The organism is Qipengyuania sp. (assembly GCF_048550555.1).
Classification (GTDB): domain Bacteria; phylum Pseudomonadota; class Alphaproteobacteria; order Sphingomonadales; family Sphingomonadaceae; genus Qipengyuania.
The window spans coordinates 57799-77991 of sequence record NZ_JBLYYF010000018.1; the positions used below are offsets into that span (position 1 = coordinate 57799).

At 64.8% G+C, this 20193-nt stretch carries 25 protein-coding genes; 12 read left to right on the top strand and 13 right to left on the bottom strand.

What is annotated here, in order from left to right:
* Positions 1-29: 29 nt before the first annotated feature.
* The 6 genes from ACN4E0_RS04260 to ACN4E0_RS04285 all read right to left on the bottom strand — a co-directional run bounded on the left by ACN4E0_RS04260 (position 30) and on the right by ACN4E0_RS04285 (position 5881).
* On the bottom strand, positions 30-1010 hold the full coding sequence (locus ACN4E0_RS04260; RefSeq protein ID WP_419565933.1) for a ParB/RepB/Spo0J family partition protein: 981 nt from the start codon (positions 1008-1010) through the stop codon (positions 30-32).
* Positions 1007-1798, bottom strand: a complete 792-nt coding sequence (locus ACN4E0_RS04265; RefSeq protein ID WP_419565935.1) for a ParA family protein — start codon at positions 1796-1798, stop codon at positions 1007-1009. The genes ACN4E0_RS04260 and ACN4E0_RS04265 overlap by 4 nt, the downstream gene beginning before the upstream one ends.
* The gene (gene rsmG / locus ACN4E0_RS04270) at positions 1795-2424 is read right to left on the bottom strand and encodes a 16S rRNA (guanine(527)-N(7))-methyltransferase RsmG (RefSeq protein WP_419565937.1); all 630 of its coding nucleotides are present in this window, start codon (positions 2422-2424) and stop codon (positions 1795-1797) included. The genes ACN4E0_RS04265 and rsmG overlap by 4 nt, the downstream gene beginning before the upstream one ends.
* Entirely contained in the window at positions 2421-4271 is a 1851-nt protein-coding gene (gene mnmG / locus ACN4E0_RS04275) for a tRNA uridine-5-carboxymethylaminomethyl(34) synthesis enzyme MnmG (protein ID WP_419565939.1), read from the bottom strand. The genes rsmG and mnmG overlap by 4 nt, the downstream gene beginning before the upstream one ends.
* Before the next feature lie 62 nt (positions 4272-4333).
* Complete coding sequence (mnmE, locus tag ACN4E0_RS04280; RefSeq protein ID WP_419565941.1) at positions 4334-5605, bottom strand: tRNA uridine-5-carboxymethylaminomethyl(34) synthesis GTPase MnmE; 1272 nt, start codon at positions 5603-5605, stop codon at positions 4334-4336.
* Positions 5606-5620: 15 nt separating this feature from the next.
* Entirely contained in the window at positions 5621-5881 is a 261-nt protein-coding gene (locus tag ACN4E0_RS04285) for a DUF6489 family protein (RefSeq protein ID WP_419565943.1), read from the bottom strand.
* A 94-nt stretch (positions 5882-5975) separates the two neighbouring features.
* Here ACN4E0_RS04285 and ACN4E0_RS04290 point away from each other — a divergent pair, with 94 nt between their 5' ends.
* The 3 genes from ACN4E0_RS04290 to ACN4E0_RS04300 are packed head-to-tail and all read left to right on the top strand — an operon-like array spanning position 5976 to position 8682.
* Positions 5976-6674 carry a dienelactone hydrolase family protein gene (locus tag ACN4E0_RS04290; RefSeq protein WP_419565945.1) on the top strand — a complete coding sequence of 233 codons (699 nt, stop codon included), beginning with the start codon at positions 5976-5978 and terminating at the stop codon, positions 6672-6674.
* Positions 6675-6733: 59 nt separating this feature from the next.
* Positions 6734-8302 carry an FMN-binding glutamate synthase family protein gene (locus ACN4E0_RS04295; protein WP_419565947.1) on the top strand — a complete coding sequence of 523 codons (1569 nt, stop codon included), beginning with the start codon at positions 6734-6736 and terminating at the stop codon, positions 8300-8302.
* Complete coding sequence (locus ACN4E0_RS04300) at positions 8287-8682, top strand: nuclear transport factor 2 family protein (protein WP_419565949.1); 396 nt, start codon at positions 8287-8289, stop codon at positions 8680-8682. Before ACN4E0_RS04295 ends, ACN4E0_RS04300 begins: the two co-directional genes overlap by 16 nt.
* Positions 8683-8700: 18 nt before the next feature.
* Here ACN4E0_RS04300 and ACN4E0_RS04305 read toward each other — a convergent pair whose 3' ends face one another.
* The 4 genes from ACN4E0_RS04305 to hemE form a co-directional block, all read right to left on the bottom strand.
* A complete protein-coding gene (locus tag ACN4E0_RS04305) occupies positions 8701-9084 on the bottom strand; it encodes a BLUF domain-containing protein (protein ID WP_419565950.1) in 384 nt (127 codons plus the stop codon).
* Between the two features lie 69 nt (positions 9085-9153).
* Positions 9154-10419: a transcription termination factor Rho gene (rho, locus tag ACN4E0_RS04310; RefSeq protein WP_221602346.1), complete on the bottom strand. Its 1266-nt coding sequence runs from the start codon at positions 10417-10419 to the stop codon at positions 9154-9156.
* 196 nt (positions 10420-10615) lie between these two features.
* A complete protein-coding gene (locus tag ACN4E0_RS04315; protein ID WP_419565952.1) occupies positions 10616-11059 on the bottom strand; it encodes a CopD family protein in 444 nt (147 codons plus the stop codon).
* A 33-nt stretch (positions 11060-11092) separates the two neighbouring features.
* The gene (hemE, locus tag ACN4E0_RS04320; protein WP_419565954.1) at positions 11093-12118 is read right to left on the bottom strand and encodes a uroporphyrinogen decarboxylase; all 1026 of its coding nucleotides are present in this window, start codon (positions 12116-12118) and stop codon (positions 11093-11095) included.
* Positions 12119-12403: 285 nt separating this feature from the next.
* On the opposite strand from hemE, the gene ACN4E0_RS04325 reads away from it, so the two are divergent.
* From ACN4E0_RS04325 to ACN4E0_RS04365, 9 genes are all read left to right on the top strand, one after another.
* A complete protein-coding gene (locus tag ACN4E0_RS04325; RefSeq protein ID WP_419565956.1) occupies positions 12404-13282 on the top strand; it encodes a pyruvate, water dikinase regulatory protein in 879 nt (292 codons plus the stop codon).
* The gene (locus tag ACN4E0_RS04330) at positions 13279-13884 is read left to right on the top strand and encodes a Maf family protein (protein WP_419565957.1); all 606 of its coding nucleotides are present in this window, start codon (positions 13279-13281) and stop codon (positions 13882-13884) included. Before ACN4E0_RS04325 ends, ACN4E0_RS04330 begins: the two co-directional genes overlap by 4 nt.
* Positions 13881-14735, top strand: a complete 855-nt coding sequence (locus ACN4E0_RS04335) for a shikimate dehydrogenase family protein (RefSeq protein ID WP_419565960.1) — start codon at positions 13881-13883, stop codon at positions 14733-14735. Before ACN4E0_RS04330 ends, ACN4E0_RS04335 begins: the two co-directional genes overlap by 4 nt.
* A complete protein-coding gene (gene coaE, locus ACN4E0_RS04340) occupies positions 14732-15346 on the top strand; it encodes a dephospho-CoA kinase (protein WP_419565962.1) in 615 nt (204 codons plus the stop codon). Before ACN4E0_RS04335 ends, coaE begins: the two co-directional genes overlap by 4 nt.
* Positions 15347-15387: 41 nt before the next feature.
* Positions 15388-16083: a DNA polymerase III subunit epsilon gene (gene dnaQ / locus ACN4E0_RS04345; RefSeq protein WP_419565964.1), complete on the top strand. Its 696-nt coding sequence runs from the start codon at positions 15388-15390 to the stop codon at positions 16081-16083.
* Between the two features lie 79 nt (positions 16084-16162).
* Entirely contained in the window at positions 16163-16732 is a 570-nt protein-coding gene (gene hpf / locus ACN4E0_RS04350) for a ribosome hibernation-promoting factor, HPF/YfiA family (protein WP_419565966.1), read from the top strand.
* Between the two features lie 15 nt (positions 16733-16747).
* Positions 16748-17212: a PaaI family thioesterase gene (locus tag ACN4E0_RS04355; protein WP_419565968.1), complete on the top strand. Its 465-nt coding sequence runs from the start codon at positions 16748-16750 to the stop codon at positions 17210-17212.
* A 5-nt stretch (positions 17213-17217) separates the two neighbouring features.
* Complete coding sequence (locus ACN4E0_RS04360) at positions 17218-17553, top strand: DUF1491 family protein (protein ID WP_419566275.1); 336 nt, start codon at positions 17218-17220, stop codon at positions 17551-17553.
* Between the two features lie 201 nt (positions 17554-17754).
* Positions 17755-18411, top strand: a complete 657-nt coding sequence (locus ACN4E0_RS04365) for a cell wall hydrolase (protein ID WP_419565971.1) — start codon at positions 17755-17757, stop codon at positions 18409-18411.
* Positions 18412-18475: 64 nt separating this feature from the next.
* Here the strand turns inward: ACN4E0_RS04365 and xth are convergent, their stop codons facing one another.
* The 3 genes from xth to ACN4E0_RS04380 are packed head-to-tail and all read right to left on the bottom strand — an operon-like array spanning position 18476 to position 20091.
* Positions 18476-19261: an exodeoxyribonuclease III gene (gene xth, locus ACN4E0_RS04370; RefSeq protein WP_419565972.1), complete on the bottom strand. Its 786-nt coding sequence runs from the start codon at positions 19259-19261 to the stop codon at positions 18476-18478.
* A 37-nt stretch (positions 19262-19298) separates the two neighbouring features.
* Positions 19299-19628 (bottom strand): HesB/IscA family protein, encoded by a 330-nt coding sequence (locus ACN4E0_RS04375; protein WP_419565974.1) that lies wholly within the window; start codon positions 19626-19628, stop codon positions 19299-19301.
* 31 nt (positions 19629-19659) lie between these two features.
* On the bottom strand, positions 19660-20091 hold the full coding sequence (locus ACN4E0_RS04380) for a CBS domain-containing protein (RefSeq protein ID WP_419565977.1): 432 nt from the start codon (positions 20089-20091) through the stop codon (positions 19660-19662).
* Between the last annotated feature and the right edge of the window lie 102 nt (positions 20092-20193).

A 20193-nucleotide genomic window follows, 5' to 3' on the forward strand; every position in this document is an offset into this window, starting at 1 on the left:
CGGGGCCGCTCGAATGGCCACGGAGCGGTTTAGATGTCCCCACCCGTAAGCCGTTGGCAAATAAGGTCTAATTGATCGAGTGTCCGGTAGCGGATGGTAACGCTGCCGGTGTTGGGCGTGCTTTCGGTGGTGATCTTCACCGGCATGCCGAGGAATTCCTCGAGGTGACCCTGCACGGCTGCGATATCGGCATTGTCCTCGCCCTGGGCTGCCGCGGGCGAATTGCCTTTGCCCGGAGCCGTGCTGCGCGGCTTGCGCGTCAACGCTTCCATTTCGCGCACCGAGAGGCCCTCGCCAACGGCGCGGCGCGCGAGATCGACCGCTTCCTCGCGCCCGACCAGCGCGCGGGCGTGGCCCATCGACAGCGACCCATCGGCGAGCAGCGCAAGAACGGTATCGGGCAGTGCCAGAAGCCGCTGGAAATTGGCCACATGGCTGCGCGACTTGTCGACCAGCCGGGCGATCTCGGCCTGTGTCATTCCCTCATCCTCGGCGAGCTTGTGATAGGCCCGCGCCTCTTCGACGGGATTCAGGTCTTCGCGCTGGAGGTTTTCGATCAGCGCCAGCGCCATCACCTCGCGCTGATCGAGATCGCGCACCAGGGCGGGAATTTCATGCAGCCGCGCCTTCTGCGCCGCCCGCCAGCGGCGTTCGCCCGCGACGAGGCGGTATCGGCCGCGGCCGAGCGGGGTGACGATGATGGGCTGGATGACTCCACGTGAGGCGATCGACGAGGCGAGCGCATCGAGGCTCTCCTCGTCGAAGCGCGAGCGAGGCTGACCCGGAAGCGGTTCGATGTCGGCAACCGGGATCGATGCGAGCCCTTCGAGCGGAGCCGAACCCGCTGCCGCGCCAGCCGATGCGGCTGCTCCGCCGGAACTGGCCGCCTGTCCGGCCCGGACCAGCGGCTCCTCACGCCGGGTTTCGCCCAGCAGGGCACCCAGGCCCTTCCCCAGCTTTTTCTTGCGATCGATCGGTCGTGCTCCCGTATTCGCGGTATTATCGCTCATGCCGCCTTCCTCTTTTCGGGCAGCCGCCCGATCAGTTCGCGCGCCAGCCCGATATAGGCCCGGCTTCCCGGACAATTGTGGTCGTAGACCAGCGCCGGCATTCCGTGGCTCGGTGCCTCCGACAGGCGTACATTGCGCGGAATGACGTTCTCGAACACCAGATTGCCGAGGCAATCGCGCACGTCGTCGGCGACCTGGTCGGTCAACCGGTTGCGGCGGTCGAACATGGTCAGCACCACGCCGACGATACCGAGATCGGAATTGAAGCCCTGCTGGACGCGTTCGACGGTCTGCAACAATTGGCTCAGCCCCTCAAGGGCGAAGAATTCGCACTGCAGGGGGACCATCAGCGTATCGGCCGCGCAGAGCGCATTGAGCGTCAACAGGCCGAGCGAGGGCGGGCAATCGATGAAACAGGCATCGTAAGCGGCGAAACTGCCGCGCGCCCGGGCAGACAGCGCCTTCGTCAGCCGCGCGGTGCGGTCCTCGACCGAAACCAGCTCGACCTCCGCTCCGGAAAGATCCTGCGTCGCGGGGACGATGTCGAGCCCGGGAATTTCGGTTTCCTGCGCGCATTCGGCGAGCGTGGCCTGATCGAGAAGGAGATCATAGCTCGTATTCTCGCGCGCCGCACTCGGAATTCCCAAGCCGGTAGAGGCATTGCCCTGAGGGTCGAGGTCGATCAGCAGCGTCTTCCAGCCGGTCGCCGCCATGGCCGTCGCGATGTTGATGGCGGTGGTGGTCTTGCCGACTCCGCCCTTCTGATTGGCGATTGCGATGGTTATCATGACTTTTCGCTCCACTGCCCGCGGCCGACGACGATGCCCGCTTCTGGATCGGTCAAAGATTGTTCCACGTGAAACATAGCCTGACCGGCGCGGGACAACCCCTGCACTTCTTGCTCTGCCGACCGCCCCTTGGGCAACACCCAGGAGGTGGTGCTTGTGGAGAAGCGTGCGGATAAGCTGAGCAAACGGTCCAGCGGAGCGAAGGCGCGCGCGGAAATCGTCCCCGCATCGAAGCTCTCGACTTGCTCGAGACGCCGCCCTTCGACCCGGCAATTGGCGAGGTGCATCCGTGCCAAGGCGCGATTGAGCCACTCCACACGCCGCTTGCGGGACTCCACGAGAACAACGCGCGCCTCGGGACGCATCGCCGCAATCACCAAGCCGGGAAAGCCAGCGCCGCTCCCGAGGTCGAGCCAGGCACCCTCCGCAGGAGAACTCAGCGCGAGAAGCTGCGCCGAGTCGGCGATGTGCCGCTGCCATACCATCTCCAGCGTCGCCTTCGCGACGAGGTTCTGCTGCAGGTTTTCTTCGACCAGGTCTCCGACGAGCAAGGATAGACGGTCGATGGCCGCCTCGTCGCACAGGCTCCCGACATAGGCCCTTGCCTGTTCCTCCGATCCGATCACGCGGCGCGATCCCGCTTGCGCGCATGGACCAGCAGGGCCGCGAGCGCGGCCGGTGTGATCCCCCGGACTCGTCCGGCTGCGGCAAGTGATTCGGGACGCGCCAGCGACAGGCGTTCGATCATCTCATTCGATAGGCCTGGTACGTCCGCGAAGGGAAAGTCGGGTGCGAGCGTCTGCGCCTCGTTTGTGCGCAGATCGGCGAGTTCGGCCTGCTGACGGGCAAGATAGGGCGCATAGAAGGCATCTTCCGCGAGCTCGATAGCGAGAGGATCGGACGGATCGACATCCTCCAGCCAGGGCGATAGCTCGGAGAGGTCTGCATGCCCTCCCGCGAGCCAGTCCACCGCCGGACGGGGGCCGGCATCCTGTTTCACGTGAAACCCTGCCGCGACGAGTTCCCTGGCGTGAATGGGGTTGGTGAGCTGCTCCTCGTATTGCGCGCGTCGTTCTTCGCGCTTCTCGTACCATTCCGCACGCTCACGTCCGACGAGACCGCAGGCCATGCCCAGCGGGGTAAGCCGGGTATCGGCATTGCTCGCGCGGAGCCGCAAGCGATATTCGGCACGCGAGGTCAGCATGCGATAAGGCTCGGTAATCCCCTGCAGCGTCAGATCGTCGAGCATGACCGCAATATAGGAATTGGCCCTGTCGAGCGCGGCGGGCTCGATGTCGAGAACCGAAGCGGCCGCATGCATACCTGCTACCAGACCTTGCGCTGCAGCCTCTTCGTAGCCCGTCGTGCCATTGATCTGTCCGGCGCAGTAGAGGCCGGGCATGGCATGGAGCTCGAGCGAGGAGCCCAGGGCGCGCGGGTCGATATGATCGTATTCGACCGCATATCCGGGGACAACCATCTCGACCTCGCCGAGGCCGTCCATCTCCCGCAGCATCGCGAGCTGCACGTCGGCGGGCAGCGAGGTGGAGATCCCGTTGGGATAGACCAACGCGGTATCGAGCCCCTCGGGCTCGAGAAAAACCTGGTGCCCTTCCCGATCGCCGAAGCGATGGATCTTGTCCTCGATCGACGGGCAATAGCGCGGCCCCGAAGCGCCGATCGCCCCCGAGAACAGCGGTGAACGATCCAGATTGGCGCGGATGATGTCGTGCGCGCGCGCGTTGGTGCGCGTGATCGCGCAGAAGACCTGTGGATTTGCTCTGCCCCTCGTCAGCGAGGACATGGTCCACGCCTCGGCATCGGAAGGTTGTTCCTCCAGTGCCGCCCAGTCGATCGTCCGCCCGTCGAGGCGCGGAGGCGTACCCGTCTTGAGCCTCCCCATCGGCAAGTCGGCCGCGCGCAATTGCTGCGCCAGGCGATGTGCGGCCCCCTCGCCGATCCTGCCCCCTTCGAAACGTTCTTCGCCGCGGAAGAGCACTCCACCGAGAAACGTTCCGGTACAGAGTACCACCGCTCTCGAAGCGAGCGCCGTCCCGTCCGCCATTTCGATGCCGGCGACCCTGCCCCCCTTCATGCGCAACGCCGCCACTTCGCCCGCAACCAGCTCGAGACCCGGCCGCGCAGCGACCAGCTTCTGCACGGCTGCATGGAAGAGGCGCCGGTCGGCCTGAACTCGCGGGCCCCAGACCGCGCTCCCCTTCGAGCGGTTGAGCATCCGATAGTGGATCGCCGCCGCATCGGCGGCGCGGGCCATCACGCCGTCGAGCGCGTCGACCTCGCGCACCAGATGGCCCTTGCCCAGGCCGCCGATGGCGGGGTTGCAGCTCATCGCGCCGACCTTGTCGATGTCGAGCGTCACGAGCCCCGTGCGCGCACCCATCCGGGCCGCCGCGCAGGCCGCTTCGACCCCGGCATGGCCGCCGCCGACAATCAGGACATCGAATGAGTGCATGGGATGCGCGCCTTAGCTCGCGCAGGGATTCGCGTCAAAGCCCGCATGTTTCACGTGAAACATCACTTGCCGATGCAGAAGCGCCCGAACAGCGCGTCGAGCATTTCCTCGGTCGAATCGCGCCCGACCAGACGGTCAAGCGCGCGGCGAGCGCTACGCAGATCTTCCGCCGCAAGCAGGAGGTTGCCAGCGGGCTCGACGGCTTCGATATGTGCCGCTGCCGTCAGTGCCCATTCGCGTTGCCGCCGATTGAACGCAAGGCGATCGACCGGAGGCAAAGCCGCACGTCCTCGCTCCACGAGCAAATGCGTCAAATTCTCGAGCCCCGAACCGGTTACGGCTGAAACTTCCAGGTCGGCGCGCCCGGAAGGCCCGCCCACATCGGACTTCGAGCGAACGAGCACCGCCCCATCCGGCCTCTCCGCCGCATCGCCGAGCCAAAGAACGATCTCCCCGCCCTCAACCGCGCGCCGGGCGCGCTCGATACCGATGGCCTCGATGGCGCCCGCGCCCTCCTCGCGCATGCCCGCCGTATCGACGAGGACGAAGGGTATGCCACCGATAGCCACGGGTCGCTCCAGGACATCGCGCGTCGTCCCCGCCTCTGCGGCGACGATCGCCGCGTCATCGGCGAGCAAGGCGTTGAACAGCGACGATTTTCCCGCGTTGGGCGGCCCGGCCAGCACCACCCTGATCCCATCGCGCAGCCGTTCGGTCGCAGGACGATCCGCGATGCCACGGATTTCGTCGGCGAGCGCGCCCAACTCACTTCCAAACTCTGCAGGCAGGCTGGCGACATCGTCCTCGTCGGCGAAGTCGATCACCGCCTCGATGGCTGCGGCGAAACCCAGCAGGCGGTCCCGCCATTCCTCGATGCGACGCGACAATTCGCCGCCCGCGGCCATCATCGCGCCGCGGCGCTGCAATTCGGTTTCAGCTGAAAGCAGATCGGCCAGGCCCTCGGCCTCGGCAAGGTCGATCCGGCCATTGGCGAATGCGCGGCGGGTGAATTCGCCGGGCTCGGCCTCGCGCAATCCCTCGACAGCGCCCAGCGCAGCGAGGACGGCGGCAACGACCGCCCTGCCCCCGTGACAATGCAGTTCGGCCAGATCCTCGCCCGTCGCCGTCGCCGGCCCCGGAAACCACAGCACCAGCGCGCGGTCGAGCATCTCGCTATCACCATCGCGCAGCAACCGGAGGCGCGGCGAGCGCGGCGGCGGGATCGTGTTGCAAAGCTGTGCCAGCGCCTCGCCCGCGCGCGGCCCACTTATCCGGATTACTCCGATCGCAGCCGGCGGCGCCCCGCTCGACAGGGCATAGATCGTCTCGTTCATCGCGCCTGGGCGATCCTAGTCGTCGTCGGTTTTGGGCTTCGAACCGCCGCGCGCGTTGTTCGCGCCCTCCATGAAGCTCTGGAACAGCTTGAAGCCCGCCTGCCCCATCGGCGCGAGCTGCTTGGCATATTCCTGCAGCTGGTCGGTGTTGCTGACGCCCTTCATCGCCTTCGACATCATGTCGACATAGATGTCGTTGGCCTTGCCGACATCGGGCAGCCCCATGAAGGTCCGCGCCTCTTCGGGCGTGCAGTCGATTTCGATATGGACCTTCATCGCGCTTTCTCCGTTACCTCTTGCAAGGCCCTATTTGGGTCCGCATCACGCGTCATGCAAGCGTAAGACACCAATCGCAGCGAGGGACCCCATCATGAGCGAGACCGTCACCATCGAAACCCTCTCGGGCAACGAGAGCTTCACCGCCTATGTCGCCCGACCGGCCGGCAACCCGCGCGCCGCAATCGTGGTCATCCAGGAAATATTCGGAGTCAACGCCGGCATCAGGCGCAAGTGCGACCGGCTCGCCGAGGACGGGTACCTCGCGGTGGCGCCGGACCTGTTCTGGCGACTCGAACCGGGGGTGGAGCTCGATCCCGATGTCGAGCCCGAATTCCAGCGCGCGCTCGATCTGATGGGCAAGTTCAACCAGGATCAGGGCATCCGCGACATCGAAGCCACGATCCATTACATCCGCAACACCGAGAGCGTGCCCAAGGTGGGCTGCGTCGGCTACTGCCTCGGCGGGCGGCTCGCCTACATGACCGCGGCGCGCACCGACGTGAACGCCAGCGTCGGCTATTACGGCGTCGGCATCGACGGCCTGCTGGGCGAGAAACATGCCATCGCGCACCCGCTGATGCTGCATATCCCGACCGAGGATGGCTTCGTCGACAAAGACACTCAGAAAGCCATGCACGAAGGCCTCGACGACCATCCCAAGCTGACACTCCACGATTACGAAGGCCTCGACCACGGTTTCGCCACCGAATTCGGCAAGCGTCGGGCGGAGGAGGCGGCGCAGTTGGCCGACAAGCGCACGGCCGAGTTCTTCGCCGAACACCTCGGCTGATGCGCAATTTCGCAAGGATTCGCGGATCCTCGGAGCTGCTGATGCGCTTCGGGCCCACGATGTCTGTCCTGCTCCTGACCGGGGTCTTCGCCAGCGTCGAGCGCCTCAACGGAGGCCTGTTCCTCACCGTCCCGCTGCTGATCCTTGCGGTTTACGACTTGCTCCAGCGGCGCCACACGCTGTGGCGCAACTACCCTCTGCTGGCGCATATCCGCTGGATCATGGAGGATCTGCGGCCCTATGCGCGGGCCTATTTCGTGGAGGGCGATCTCGAGGGACGGCCGTTCAATCACGACCAGCGATCGCTGGTCTATGCACGCGCCAAGGGACAGCTCGATGCGCACCCCTTCGGTACCGAGCTTGACGTCTATTCCGATGAATATCAATGGCTTGCCCATTCCATCGTCCCGAACGAGAAGGCCGAAGCCGAATGGCGGGTCGATGTCGGGGGCCCGCAATGCGCCCGCCCCTATTCCGCTTCGCTGCTCAACATATCGGCGATGAGCTTCGGTTCGCTGTCGGCCAATGCGATCATGGCGCTCAACAAGGGCGCGGCGGCGGGCAATTTCTATCACGATACAGGCGAAGGCGGCCTGTCGCGCTATCACCGCTCGCACGGCGGCGACCTCGTCTGGGAAATCGGCAGCGGCTATTTCGGTTGCCGAGATGATGAGGGCCATTTCGACCCGGCGCGCTTCGCCGACACGGCGCAGACCGACCAGGTCAAGATGGTCGAGATCAAGCTCAGCCAGGGCGCCAAGCCCGGCCACGGCGGAGTCCTGCCCGCCGCGAAGGTGACCGAAGAGATCGCCGAGGCGCGCGGTGTACCCGTGGGCAAGGACTGCATCAGCCCGGCCGCCCACTCGACCTTCTCGACCCCCGTGGGCCTGCTCGAATGGGCAGCCAGGCTGCGCGACCTGTCGGGCGGCAAGCCCGTCGGCATCAAGCTCTGCGTCGGCAAGCCGCACGAGGTCTTCGCGATCATGAAGGCCATGCGCGAAACGGGCATCAGGCTCGATTACATCGTCGTCGACGGCGCCGAGGGCGGGACCGGTGCCGCGCCGGTCGAATTCTCCAACCGCGTCGGCATGCCGCTGCGCGAAGGCCTGATCATCGTCCGCAACGCTCTCGTCGGCACGGGTCTCAAGGACGAGGTCAAGCTCGCGGCGGCCGGCATGGTCCATTCGGGCGCCGGCATGGCGATGAACCTCGGGCTTGGTGCCGACTGGTGCAATGCGGCCCGGGCGATGATGTTCGCGCTGGGCTGTGTCCAATCGATGAAGTGCCATACCGATGCTTGCCCCACCGGCATCGCGACGCAGGATTCGACGCGCCAGCGCGGCCTGGTCGTCGGCGACAAGGCCGAGCGCGTCGCTCGCTTCCAGCGTCACACGCTCCACTCGCTGCGGGAAATGGTGGTCGCGATGGGGCTCGACAATCCGTGGCAGATCGAACCGTGCCATATCTCGGAACGGCTCGATTCCGCTCGCGCGGCGAGCATCGACCAGATCTACGGCTTCCTCGAACCGAACCAGCTGCTCGACGATCCCGGATCGACGCCATATGCTGCCGATTGGAGCGCCGCACAGGCGGCTACGTTCGGAGAAGCGACATGTCGGCAGAACTAGGGCTGAAACGCTGGCACGAGGTGATCGAAGGCGGTTCCTCGCCCGAAGCGCTTGCCGCCATCATCCATGCAAACGCGGTGTTCCACTCACCGGTGGTCCATACGCCACAACGGGGCCGCGCGATCGTGGTCGCTTATCTCTCGGCTGCGGGACAGACTCTGGGCAATGACAGTTTCGAATACGTCCGCGAGCTGGTCGACGGCGAGAATGCCATGCTCGAATTCACTACCGAGATGGACGGCATCCACGTCAACGGCATCGACCTGATCCGCTTCGACGCGGACGGCATGATCGTCGATTTCAAGGTGATGGTGCGCCCGCTGAAGGCGGTGAACAAGGTGTGGGAGCAGATGGCCGCGCAGCTCAAGTCGCAGCAATAGGCAGCGCCCGGCGGTCCGTTAGGCTTGCAGGAACCGCCCGATCTCCGCGACGAACTTTTCTTCCAGCCCTGCCGCGCGCATCGCCTCGGTGAGCTCGGCAATTGCCTGGTCGTTCGAACCGATGCGCTGCATGCGCCATTTGGGAAAACATCGCCGAGATGCCGGAGTGTCCACGAGCACCTCGACATCGTGGTGCCGCGGATCCTTAGCGAGTTGACTCAATAGCTGCCCGAGATTCTGTTGCGGGCCCTCGATGAACTGCAGGAATCGGCACGCCTTGTAGAGCAGGAAACCGGTGACATCGCGTTCGGGATTGTTCCGGGCCGAAACCTCGATCACCTTGAACAGATCGTCCGAACGGAAATCGTCGGAGGCCACCGATCGGTAGAGAATTCGATGCATCGCTAGACCTTGCGCCTTTCTTCGACGGGAAAGCCTCGTCTCGCAAAAGCGCAAGGCATGAGCGAACGCTTACTGGTTCATCGTTGCGAAGAAGTCCTCGTTGGTCTTGGAATCCTTCATCTTGTCGAGGAGGAATTCCATCGCGTCGACCGTGCCCATCTGCATGAGGATACGGCGCAGGACCCACATCTTGGAGAGCTTGTCCTTCTCGACCAGCAGCTCTTCCTTGCGGGTGCCGCTCTTGCCCACGTCGAGCGCGGGGAAGATTCGCTTGTCGGCGACCTTGCGGTCGAGCACGATTTCGCTGTTACCCGTGCCCTTGAACTCTTCGAAGATGACCTCGTCCATGCGGCTGCCGGTATCGATCAGCGCGGTGGCGATGATCGAGAGCGAACCGCCTTCCTCGATATTGCGCGCAGCGCCGAAAAAGCGCTTGGGCCGCTGGAGGGCGTTGGCGTCGACACCGCCGGTCAGCACCTTGCCCGAGCTCGGGACCACGGTGTTGTAGGCGCGGCCGAGACGCGTGATCGAATCGAGCAGAATGACGACGTCGTGCTTGTGCTCGACGAGGCGCTTGGCTTTCTCGATCACCATTTCGGCGACCTGGACGTGGCGGTTGGCCGGCTCGTCGAAGGTCGAGGAAATCACCTCACCCTTCACGCTGCGCTGCATGTCGGTGACTTCCTCGGGGCGCTCGTCGACGAGCAGCACCAGCAGGAAGACTTCCGGATGGTTGTCCGTAATCGCCTTGGCGATGTTCTGCAGCAGCACCGTCTTGCCCGTGCGCGGCGGGGCGACGATCAGCGCGCGCTGGCCCTTGCCCTGCGGCGAGATGATGTCGATCACCCGCGCGCTCTTGTCCTTCACCGTCGGATCGAGCGTGTCGAGATTGAGCTTCTGCTCCGGATAGAGCGGCGTGAGGTTGTCGAAATTGGTGCGGTGACGAACGGCATCCGGGTCGTCGAAATTGACCTTGTAGAGCGTCGTCAGCGCGAAATAGCGCTCGCCTTCCTGCGGCGCGCGGATTTCGCCCTCGACCGTATCGCCGGTGCGCAGGCCCCATTTGCGGACCTGGTTGGGCGAGACGTAGATATCGTCCGGACCGGCGAGATAGTTCGCCTCGGGGCTGCGCAGGAAGCCGAAGCCGTCCTGCAGCACCTCGATGGTGCCGATGCCCATGATCTTTTCTTCGTATTCCTCGTCCTCGGCCAGTTCGCGCAGGATGCAGAACATCAGGTCCTGGCGGCGCATGGTCGAGGCGCCCTCGACTCCCAGCTCTTCGGCCATCGCGACCAGATCCGCTGGGGTCTTTGCTTTCAAATCCTTGAGATGCATATGTTTTACTCGGTATTCGGGTTTGGATGGCCGGCGGGTCGGTAAGGGCTTGGAGAAAGCGGACCCGGCCTCGTGCGAAACGAAGCCCGTAGCCGGTAGATGGTGTGCAGTTACGCCCGCGCAGATGGGGCGTCAATTGACAAAGCGACGTGTGCTTTCCCGGCGGCTACGAGCACCGTATTCGGCGTGGCGCGCGTCAGAAGGGTTTGACGACGACCAGCACCACGATGATCGCCAGCGCGATCCCCGGGAACTCGCCCCAGATCCGCAGCTGCTTCTCGGTCATCGGTCGTTCGCCGGCGGCCATTTTCTTCGATCGGGCGACCATGATGCCGTGGAATGCCGTCAGAGCCACCACAATGGCCAATTTGGCGTGGAACCACCCCTGGCTCCATGCACCGATCGATTGCGCCAGCAGCAGGCCCAGAACCCAGACCACGATCACGCTGGGGGTGAGGATGACCTTGCGCAGCAGACCCATCCGCTTCGCCCATAGCGCCGCTTCCTCGGAATCGGGTGCCGCTGCATGGAGGTAGATCATCTGGCGCGGGAGCATGAACAGGCCCGCCATCCAGAACACCATGAAGATGATGTGGCCGGCCTTGATCCAGTAATAGGTCATCGCGAGGACATCCTGCATCGCGCCATCATGTAGGGATCGCACATGCCCGCGTCACCCCTCGAAAGCGCGGACGACCGCGATCAGTCGTTCGACATGCTCGATCGGCGTGCGGCGGTCGATGCCGTGACCGAGATTGAAGACATGCGGACGGTCGGCGAAGGCTTCGAGGATGAAACGGGCCCGGCGCTCGAGCCGATCGCTACCCGCCAGCAGCAGAAGCGGATCGAAATTCCCCTGTACGGGCATCCCTGCGGGAAGTTCGCGCGCGGCCCAGAGCGGCTCGATCGTCTCGTCGACTCCGACCGCCTGCACCCCCGTCTCGCGCGCATAGCCGGGAAGCTTTTCGCCTGCCCCCTTCGGAAAGCCAATGACCGGCGTATCGGGGTGCCTCTCACGCAGCGCCGCGACGATCCGCGCATTGGGTGCGATCACCAGCCGCTCGAATTCGTCGGGCGCCAGGCTGCCCGCCCAGCTGTCGAACAATTGCACCGCCTCGGCACCAGCTTCGATCTGGCCCGAGAGATATTCGATAGTCTCTGCAACGATCCGGTCGAGGATCGCATCGAGCTTCGCAGGATCGCGATAGGCCATCGCGCGAGCCTCGTGCTGATCGCGGCTGCCCTCGCCCGCCACCATGTAGGTAGCGACCGTCCATGGGCTGCCGGCAAAGCCGAGCATGGTCGTGTCCGCGCCCAGCCGCTGGCGGCACAGCCTGACCGTCTCGTAGATCGGCTCGTAACGCGAACGGTCGGGCGTGAGACCACCGAGCTCCGCGTCGACCAGCGGCGGCGAGAGCCTGGGCCCTTCACCCGCGAGGAATTCGAGATGCTGCCCCATCGCATGCGGGACGATGAGAATGTCCGAGAACAGGATCGCCCCGTCGAAGCCGAAACGCTCGATCGGCTGCAGCGTGATCTCGCAGGCCGCTTCGCTGTCGTAGGCCATGGCGAGAAACCCGCCCTTCTCTTCCCGCAGCGCGCGATACTCGGGCAGGTAGCGACCGGCCTGGCGCATGAGCCAGAGAGGCACGCGATCACCGCGTTTGCCGTTGAGCGTATCGAGGAGGAGACCGGGCATCGAGGAGTCCAATCCAATAAATAATGATATTTATATAAGGGTTGAAGGAGTCTGTTGGCCCTGTGGATTTCAGGGATAACCGGGCCCTGCCCGATTTCTCCCGCGCTGCAAAGGGTCGAGGCCCGATTGCGACTCGCCAGCGTGCATGAGTCGAGTCAAACTTATCCTCGCTGTCCCCACCCCTGCGCATAAATCGCATTTGCTGTGCGGGAATCGGCCCGTGAAGGACTCGCATCGGGGAGGCTTTTCCTTCCCGAACTTGTCGCCAGCTTTTTCCCGTGGTTTATGCCTCGCGTTCTCCACAGGCCGCAGGACCTCGAAATCTCCAACCGCGTCCATCTCCACCTCTTGTCCGACTCCACCGGCGAAACGCTCGAGATGCTCGCCAAGGCGGCGCTCGCGCAGTTCGAGGATGCCGATGTCGTGCGCCATTTCTGGCCGATGGTGCGCAGCCGCCAGCATCTCGAACGGATCCTTCCCGAACTCAAGGCCAATCCCGGCCTGGTGCTGTTCACGCTGGTCAATCCCGAAACGCGCGAGCGGCTCGAGGAAGCCTGCACCCAGCTCGGCCTGCCGGCGGTGCCGATCCTCGACCGGGTTACCGAGGCGCTCGAAAAGGCGTTGGGACAGGAAGCGCATGGCCGACCCGGGCGCCAACACGCCATGGACCAGGCCTATTTCGCGCGGGTCGAGGCGATCCAGTTCACCATCGCGCATGACGACGGGGTCGGGTGGGAGAACTGGGACGAGGCGGACATCGTGCTCGCCGGCGTTTCGCGCAGTTCGAAGACGCCGACCAGCATCTATCTTGCCAACCGCGGCTACAAGGTCGCCAATATCCCCTTGGTGGTCGAAAGCCCGCCCCCGCCCAAGCTGTTCGAACTCGAACGCGCGATGGTGGTCGGCCTCACCACCGCACCCGAGCGGCTGGTCCAGATCCGCCGCAACCGGCTGCTGACGCTCAATGAGGAGCGCGAAACGCACTATGTCGACAACGAGCGTGTGAAGGACGAGGTCAAGTTCGCGCGGCGGATGTTCGCCGACAACGGCTGGCCGGTGATCGACGTCACCCGCCGTTCGATCGAGGAGACCGCCGCCGCCGTGATCCGTCTCTACAACGAACGCGAAGCGCGTGGCACGCGCCAGGGAGCCAAGCCGATATGACCGATCTGACGGGAAGCGGAATCCTGCTCGCCTCGAACAGTGGTTCGCGCAAGGCCATGCTCGAAGCCGCGGGGATCGCCTTTGAAGCAATTGGCGCCGGTGTGGACGAACGCGCCATCGAGGCCGAGATGGACGATGCCGAGCCCGGCGAGATCGCGCAGGCGCTCGCCGCCGCCAAGGCGGCAGCGGTTTCGGCCTTGCGTCGCGATGCCCTCGTCCTCGGTTCGGATTCGCTGGTCGAGGTGGCAGGCCGGCGCTTCGACAAGCCGGGCAGTCGCGAAGAAGCGGCCGAACACCTGCGCTTCTTCTCGGGACAGGTCATGACCCTGCACAGCGCCGCGGCGCTGGCGCGCGGCGGACAGATCACCTGGATCGGATCGGACTTCGCGCGCCTGCGGGTGCGGACGCTGAGCGAGGATTTCATCGCCGCCTATCTCGCGGCCGAGTGGCCCGCCGTTTCGCACTGCGTCGGCGTGTTCCGCATCGAGGGTCCCGGCGTGCATTTGTTCGAGAGCGTCATGGGCGACCAGTTCACAGTACTCGGCATGCCGTTGCTGCAGGTGCTCGAGGCCTTGCGCGAGGAAGGTGCCCTGCTCTCGTGACCGTTTACGCCGAAGTTATCGGCGATCCGATCGCCCAGTCGAAGTCGCCCGCGATACACGGATTCTGGATCGAGAAGCTCGGACTCGATGCCCAGTATCGTGCGACCCATGTCGAAGGGCCCGCACTCGAAGAATATCTCGCCTCGCGGCGCGAGGATGTGGCGTGGCGCGGTTGTAATGTGACCATGCCGCACAAACAGGCGGTGATGCCGCTCCTCGACCGGCTCGAGCCGCTGGCGAAACGCGTCGGCGCGGTGAACACAGTCGTCAAAGCACCCGACGGGAACCTGGTCGGACGCAACACCGATATGGCGGGTTTCCTCGAACCGCTCGGCGAGCGCCTTCGCGACCGGCACTATTTCCGTATGGCGCGGGTTCTCGGCACCGGCGGCGCGGCGCGTGCTATCGTGGTCGGCCTCGCGAAAGAGGGCTTCACGCTCGTGCTCGCGGGGCGCAATCCGGACAAGGCGCGCGCTCTGCTCGACGAGCTCGATCCCGAGGGCGACCATCATGTGGCCCCGCTCGATCACTTTTCCGATGCCACGGATTTCGCCTTCGACGACCGTGAGGGATGTTGCGACCTCGTCGTCAATGCATCCCCGCTCGGCATGCGCGGGCAGCCGCCTCTCGCTTTCGACTGGAGCCATGCGCCGCCTGGATCGATCGCCTATGATATCGTCACCGATCCGGTCGAGACCGAGTTCCTCGAGAACGCGCGGGCGGCCGGTTTCGAGACCATCGACGGACTCTCCATGCTGATCGGTCAGGCGGCGGCGGCCTTCGCCCACTTTTTCGGGGTCGAGCCGCCGCGCGAATATGATGCCGAACTGCGGGAAAGGCTCGTTGCATGAGCCGCCCGCTGATCGTCGGCCTCACCGGTTCCATCGGGATGGGCAAATCGACCGTCGCGGCGATGTTCGAGGCAGCGGGAGTGCCGGTGTTCGATGCCGATTCCGAAGTGCGCGCGATGCAGGGCCCCGAGGGCGAACTGGTGCCCGCGATCGAATCCGCTTTCCCGGGCAGCACCGATGAAGGCGGCGTGTCGCGCGACCGGCTCGGCGCGCTGGTGTTCGGCGATCCCGAACAGCTCGCCCGGCTCGAGGCGATCGTTCACCCTGCTGTCGCACGCAAGCGCGAGGCATTCCTGATCGAGCATGCGCGCGCTCCGGTGGTGGTGTTCGACATCCCGTTGCTGTTCGAGAAGGGCGGCGCGGCGGCGGTCGACCGGGTCGTCGTGGTCTCCGCCCCTGCCGAGGCACAGCGCAAGCGCGTGCTTGCCCGCCCGGGCATGACCGAGGACAAATTCGCCCATATCCTCGCGCTGCAGACGCCCGACAGCGAGAAACGCGCCCGCGCCGACCATGTCGTCGATACGGGGACGACGCTGGCACGGACCGAGGATGCGGTGCTGGCGTTGGTGGCCGAATTGCGCGCCGCGAGCCGCACCCGCCCGTCACTGTAACCCTCTTGTAATCTGGCGATACGAGGCCGATAGAAGACTCGATGCGCGAAATCGTGTTTGATACCGAAACCACCGGACTAGACCCCAAGACGGGGGACCGGATGGTCGAAATCGGCTGCATCGAGCTGGTCAATCTCGTTCCGACCGGTGCCTACTACCACGCCTATTTCAACCCCGAGCGCGATATGCCCGCGGGCGCCGAGGCGGTGCACGGCCTCTCTGCCGCCTTCCTCTCGGACAAGCCGCTGTTTCGCGAGCATGCTGCGGAACTGCTCGATTTCATCGGCGATGCCCCGCTGATCGCGCACAATGCCGGCTTCGACTTCGGCTTCCTCAACGCCGAACTGGCGCTGTGCGCGCTCGATCAGGTCTGCACCAGCCGCATGGTCGATACCGTCGCGCTGGCGCGCAAACGCCATCCGGGTGCCAAGCTTTCGCTCGATGCGTTGTGCACGCGCTACGGGATCGATCGCAGCCACCGCGTGAAGCATGGCGCGCTGCTCGATGCCGAGCTGCTTGCGCAGGTCTATGTGGAGCTCAAGGGCGGTCGCCAGATCGGCCTCGAACTCGCTGCCGAGGTGGCGGCCGCCGAGGCGGGCCCGGTCCGGCTGGAGCAGGTCGTGCGCCCGGCGCCTGCGGGCCCGCGCCGCGAGCCCCGCCCGCATCGGGCGAGCCCGGCGGAACTGGCGCGCCACCGCGAATTCATGACTGCGATAGAGAATCCCCTGTGGGGATGATCAGGGTCCGATCGGAAACCGACCGGCGGGCTGGCGAGTTGGGATCGCACGGGGGACGGTAGAAGGAGAAAACGCCAAGATGGATATTCGTGTTTCCGGCCACCAGATCGACACCGGTGCAGCGCTTCAGGAGCATGTCGGCGATCGGTTGAACTCCATCGTCGAAAAGTATTTCAACAGGGCGATTTCCTCGCACGTGACCTTCGGCAAGGGTCCCGGCGGCGCCTTCACCTCCGACATCGTCACGCATGTCATGCAGGGCCTGATCCTCAAGGGGCACGCCGAGGCACACGACGTTCACCAGGCTTTCGATGCCGCGGTGGGCAAGATCGAGAAGCAGCTGCGCCGCTACAAGCGGAGGATCAAGGATCGCCACGAACAGGCCGATCATGCGGTTCGCGAAGCCGAGGCGGCCTACACCATCCTCGCCGCCCCCGAACCCGACAATGACGAAGAAGTGACCGCCGACAGCCCGCCCGTGATCGCGGAGACCAGGGCGATCATTCCCGAATGCAGCGTGGCCGACGCGGTGATGATGCTCGACCTGCAGAATGCCAACGGCCTGCTGTTCAAGAATGCGGGTAGCGGCGAACACAATATGGTCTATCGCCGCCACGACGGGTCGATCGGCTGGGTCGAACCGCGCTAAGGAGGCGAAACAGCGATGACCGGGGCCGCATCCAGCGGGGCGGAGCGCCATTACCGTGCGCTTGAGAGCCTCTATGCCTCGGCCCCGGTCAACGCGCTGTTTTCCTCGCATCTCGAAATTACCGGCGAGGGCGCGTCGCGGATCACCTTCGACGTCACCGAGGAAGTCTACCACGCGGCGGGCGCGGCGCATGGCACGATCTATTTCAAGATGCTCGACGATGCCGGCTTCTATGCCGCGAATACCTTCGTCACCGACCGGTTCCTGCTGACCACCTCGTTCAACCTGCATTTCACCAAGCCGGTCCGGGTGGGCCAGGTGGTGGCCGAGGGGCGCTGGGTGAGCGGGCGCAAGCGGGTCTTCGTCGCGGAATCGCGGCTGGTCGACGCCGAAGGCGACGAGATCGGCCGCGGTACGGGCACCTTCATGCGGTCGCACATCCCCTTGTCCAGCCTTCCCGGCTATCTTGCCGACGGTTGAGCGAGATGGACGCGCGCCTGCCTGCCCATCTCGAAATTTCCGGCCTTATCCGTGCGGTAGAGGCGGCTGGCGGCTTTGGCATGGTGCTGCAAAAGGGGGAAAAAGACGCGGGCGTCATTCTCATATTAACCACGCACAGTGGCAAAAATACCCGCTTGTGGGAGCGCATGCCGAGCCTCGACGGGTCGCGTTCATTCGTTTGTGTGCGCGATCAAGATGATGAAAAAAAAGAAGAATTTGACGAATATCTGAGTCGTCGCAGGCGCTCCGACCCCGATTCCTGGCTGATCGAGCTGGATATCGAAAACGCAGAACGGTTCGTCGCAGGAGCGCCGCGTTAACTTGACTTGATTTCATTTGCGACTATTTGGCCGCGAACTTCGATGCGCAGGCGGCGTTTGGACGACAATGGGGTCGACACGCGAGCACGCAGACGGGGGGTGGCCGGCAGGCCAGCAACGGATCCGACTTTCCGGACGCTAGAAACGCGCCATGGATCCCAGCCTGCGACAGACCGCCAACCGCTCAGTTGTCAGTGACAAATGATTCGCAAGGCTACCGGGTTCACCGCGATTCTCGCGGCGATTGCCCTTACTACTTTTGCCGGAGCCGAAGGTTCCGGCGCCAACGCCCAAGTGGGGGCCGAGGCAACCGAAAACGCCATCAGCCAGGCACAGCTCACCGAAGAGGTTGTGCCGGTCTTCGTCGAGAAGGCGGTGGTGCAGGAGCTTCCCGAGCAGGCGGAAGCCAATCCCGAGACACAGGACGAAGCGCAGCAGGCGGCCAGCCTGCGCCAACTCGTCGACACCCTACCCGCCGCAGGCCAGCTTTCCGATGAGCTGCAGTGCCTTGCCGGCGCAGTCTATTTCGAATCGCGCGGTGAACCGCTCGAAGGCCAGCTCGCCGTGGCGCAGGTCGTGGTCAACCGCGCCGAGGACGGCCGCTGGCCCTCGAGCTATTGCGGTGTCGTCTACCAGCGCGCGCAGTTCTCCTTCGTGAAGAACGGCCGCATGCCCCATATCCGTACCGGCTCGAAGGCATGGAAGCGCGCCGAGGCCATCGCCCGCATTGCGCATCGCGGGTTGTGGGACAGCAGTGCGCAGGATGCCGTCTATTTCCATGCGCGGTACGTCCGGCCCAGCTGGAGCCGCCGCAAGGTGGCGCTCGCAACGATCGATACGCACATCTTCTATCGCTGAGCGGGCTGTTCCTGTGATGGGGGGGCCGTCGCCTTGAGCGGCGGCCTTGGTCTTCGAGCGCGCACTAGTCGCGCAACTCGACCCACACTGGGGCATGATCGCTGGCCTTCTCGCGCCCGCGGTATTCCTTGTCGACACCCGCAGCCGCCATCCGGTCGGCCAGTTCGGGCGAGAGCAGAACATGGTCGATCCGGAAACCGTGATCGCGCTGCCACGCCCCGGCCTGGTAGTCCCAATAGGTCCAGACACCGCCACGCGGGTTGAGCGAGTCGATCGCATCGGTCCAGCCATCGCCGAGAAGGCGGCGGTAAGCATCGCGTGATTCGGGCTGCATCAGCGCGTCGGAGGCCATGGCCTTGACCGACCAGACGTCCTTGTCTTCGGGAATGACGTTGAAATCGCCCAGCACCACCGCCGGGACCTCTTCCGCCCAGACCTCGCGCATGCGCGCGCGCAGCTTCTCCATCCATGCGAGCTTGTAGTCGAACTTGGGCCCCGGATGCGGATTGCCGTTTGGCAGGTAGAGGTTGCAGATGCGGACACCGTTGACCTCGGCCTCAAGATAGCGGGCCTGCTCGCCCTCGCCATCCTTGGGCCCGTCGACGCCCAGCCCCCGCCGGATCTCCTTCGGCGCAACGCCGTCGGCAAGGATCGCGACGCCATTGAAGGCTTTCTGGCCGTGCCAGATCGCGTGATAGCCGATCGCTTCGAATTCCTCCGCGGGGAAGCCCTCGTCCATCGTCTTGATCTCCTGCAGGCAGGCGACGGCGGGACGGGTCTCCTCGAGCCACTCCTTGAGGCGCGGCAGGCGGGCTTTGATTCCGTTGATGTTGAAGCTGGCGATACGCATGCGGGTCTGATGCCCGAAACGCCAGCGCGGGTCTAACCTAAATCCCGAAGCTCGATCCGCAGCCGCAGCCTGCCGCCGCCTGGGGATTTTCCACCCTGAAGGCGGCACCGCCGAGCGATTCGACGAAATCAACGCTGCTGCCCGCCACGAGGTCGAGGCTGACCGGATCGACCACCAGCTTCACGCCGCCATTCACGCTCACAGCATCATCGCCCTCGGGCGCCTCGGCGAGCGCGAACTTGTACTGGAAGCCCGAACAGCCGCCGCCCTCCACCGACAGGCGCAGGATGGCGGGTTGGGCCTGCTTGGCGGCGATCGCGGAAACGCGTGCCGCAGCCGCATCGGTCAATTGGGGGGCGGGTGTCATGGCTAGGATGTAGGAAGCCGGTGCGCTTGTCTCAAGCGGTCTGGATATAGGTGCGCATCTGCTCGGCCTCGTGCTCGATCTGGTCCAGCCGCGCCTTGACGAGATCGCCGATCGAAATGAACCCGCACATCGCTTCACCATCGACCACGGGGAGGTGGCGAATGCGCCGCTTGGTCATCAGCGCCAGCGCGTCGAGGATCGCCGCGTTCCGCGCGACTGTGATCGCCGGAGCGGTCATGACCTCGCCGAGCGGGCGCGACAGGCAGGCATCGCCCTCTTCGGCGAGGCGATAGATCACGTCGCGTTCGGAGAAGATGCCGGCCACCCGGCCGCCATCCATGACCGGCACCGCGCCGATTCGACGGGACGCAAGCAACGCCACCGCATCGCGAACCGAGGTGTCGATGGCGCAGGAAACCACCTCGGAGGTTGCCCGTCCCTCGAGCAGCGTGGCGATATCCATATGTGCGTGCCTCTCTCTTTTTCGGGGCGACAGAATGCCATTACCGCCGCCAAAAAGCCAGCCGGGTGGCACTGCGGCGTTGCAACTTGCCCCGAATCCCAC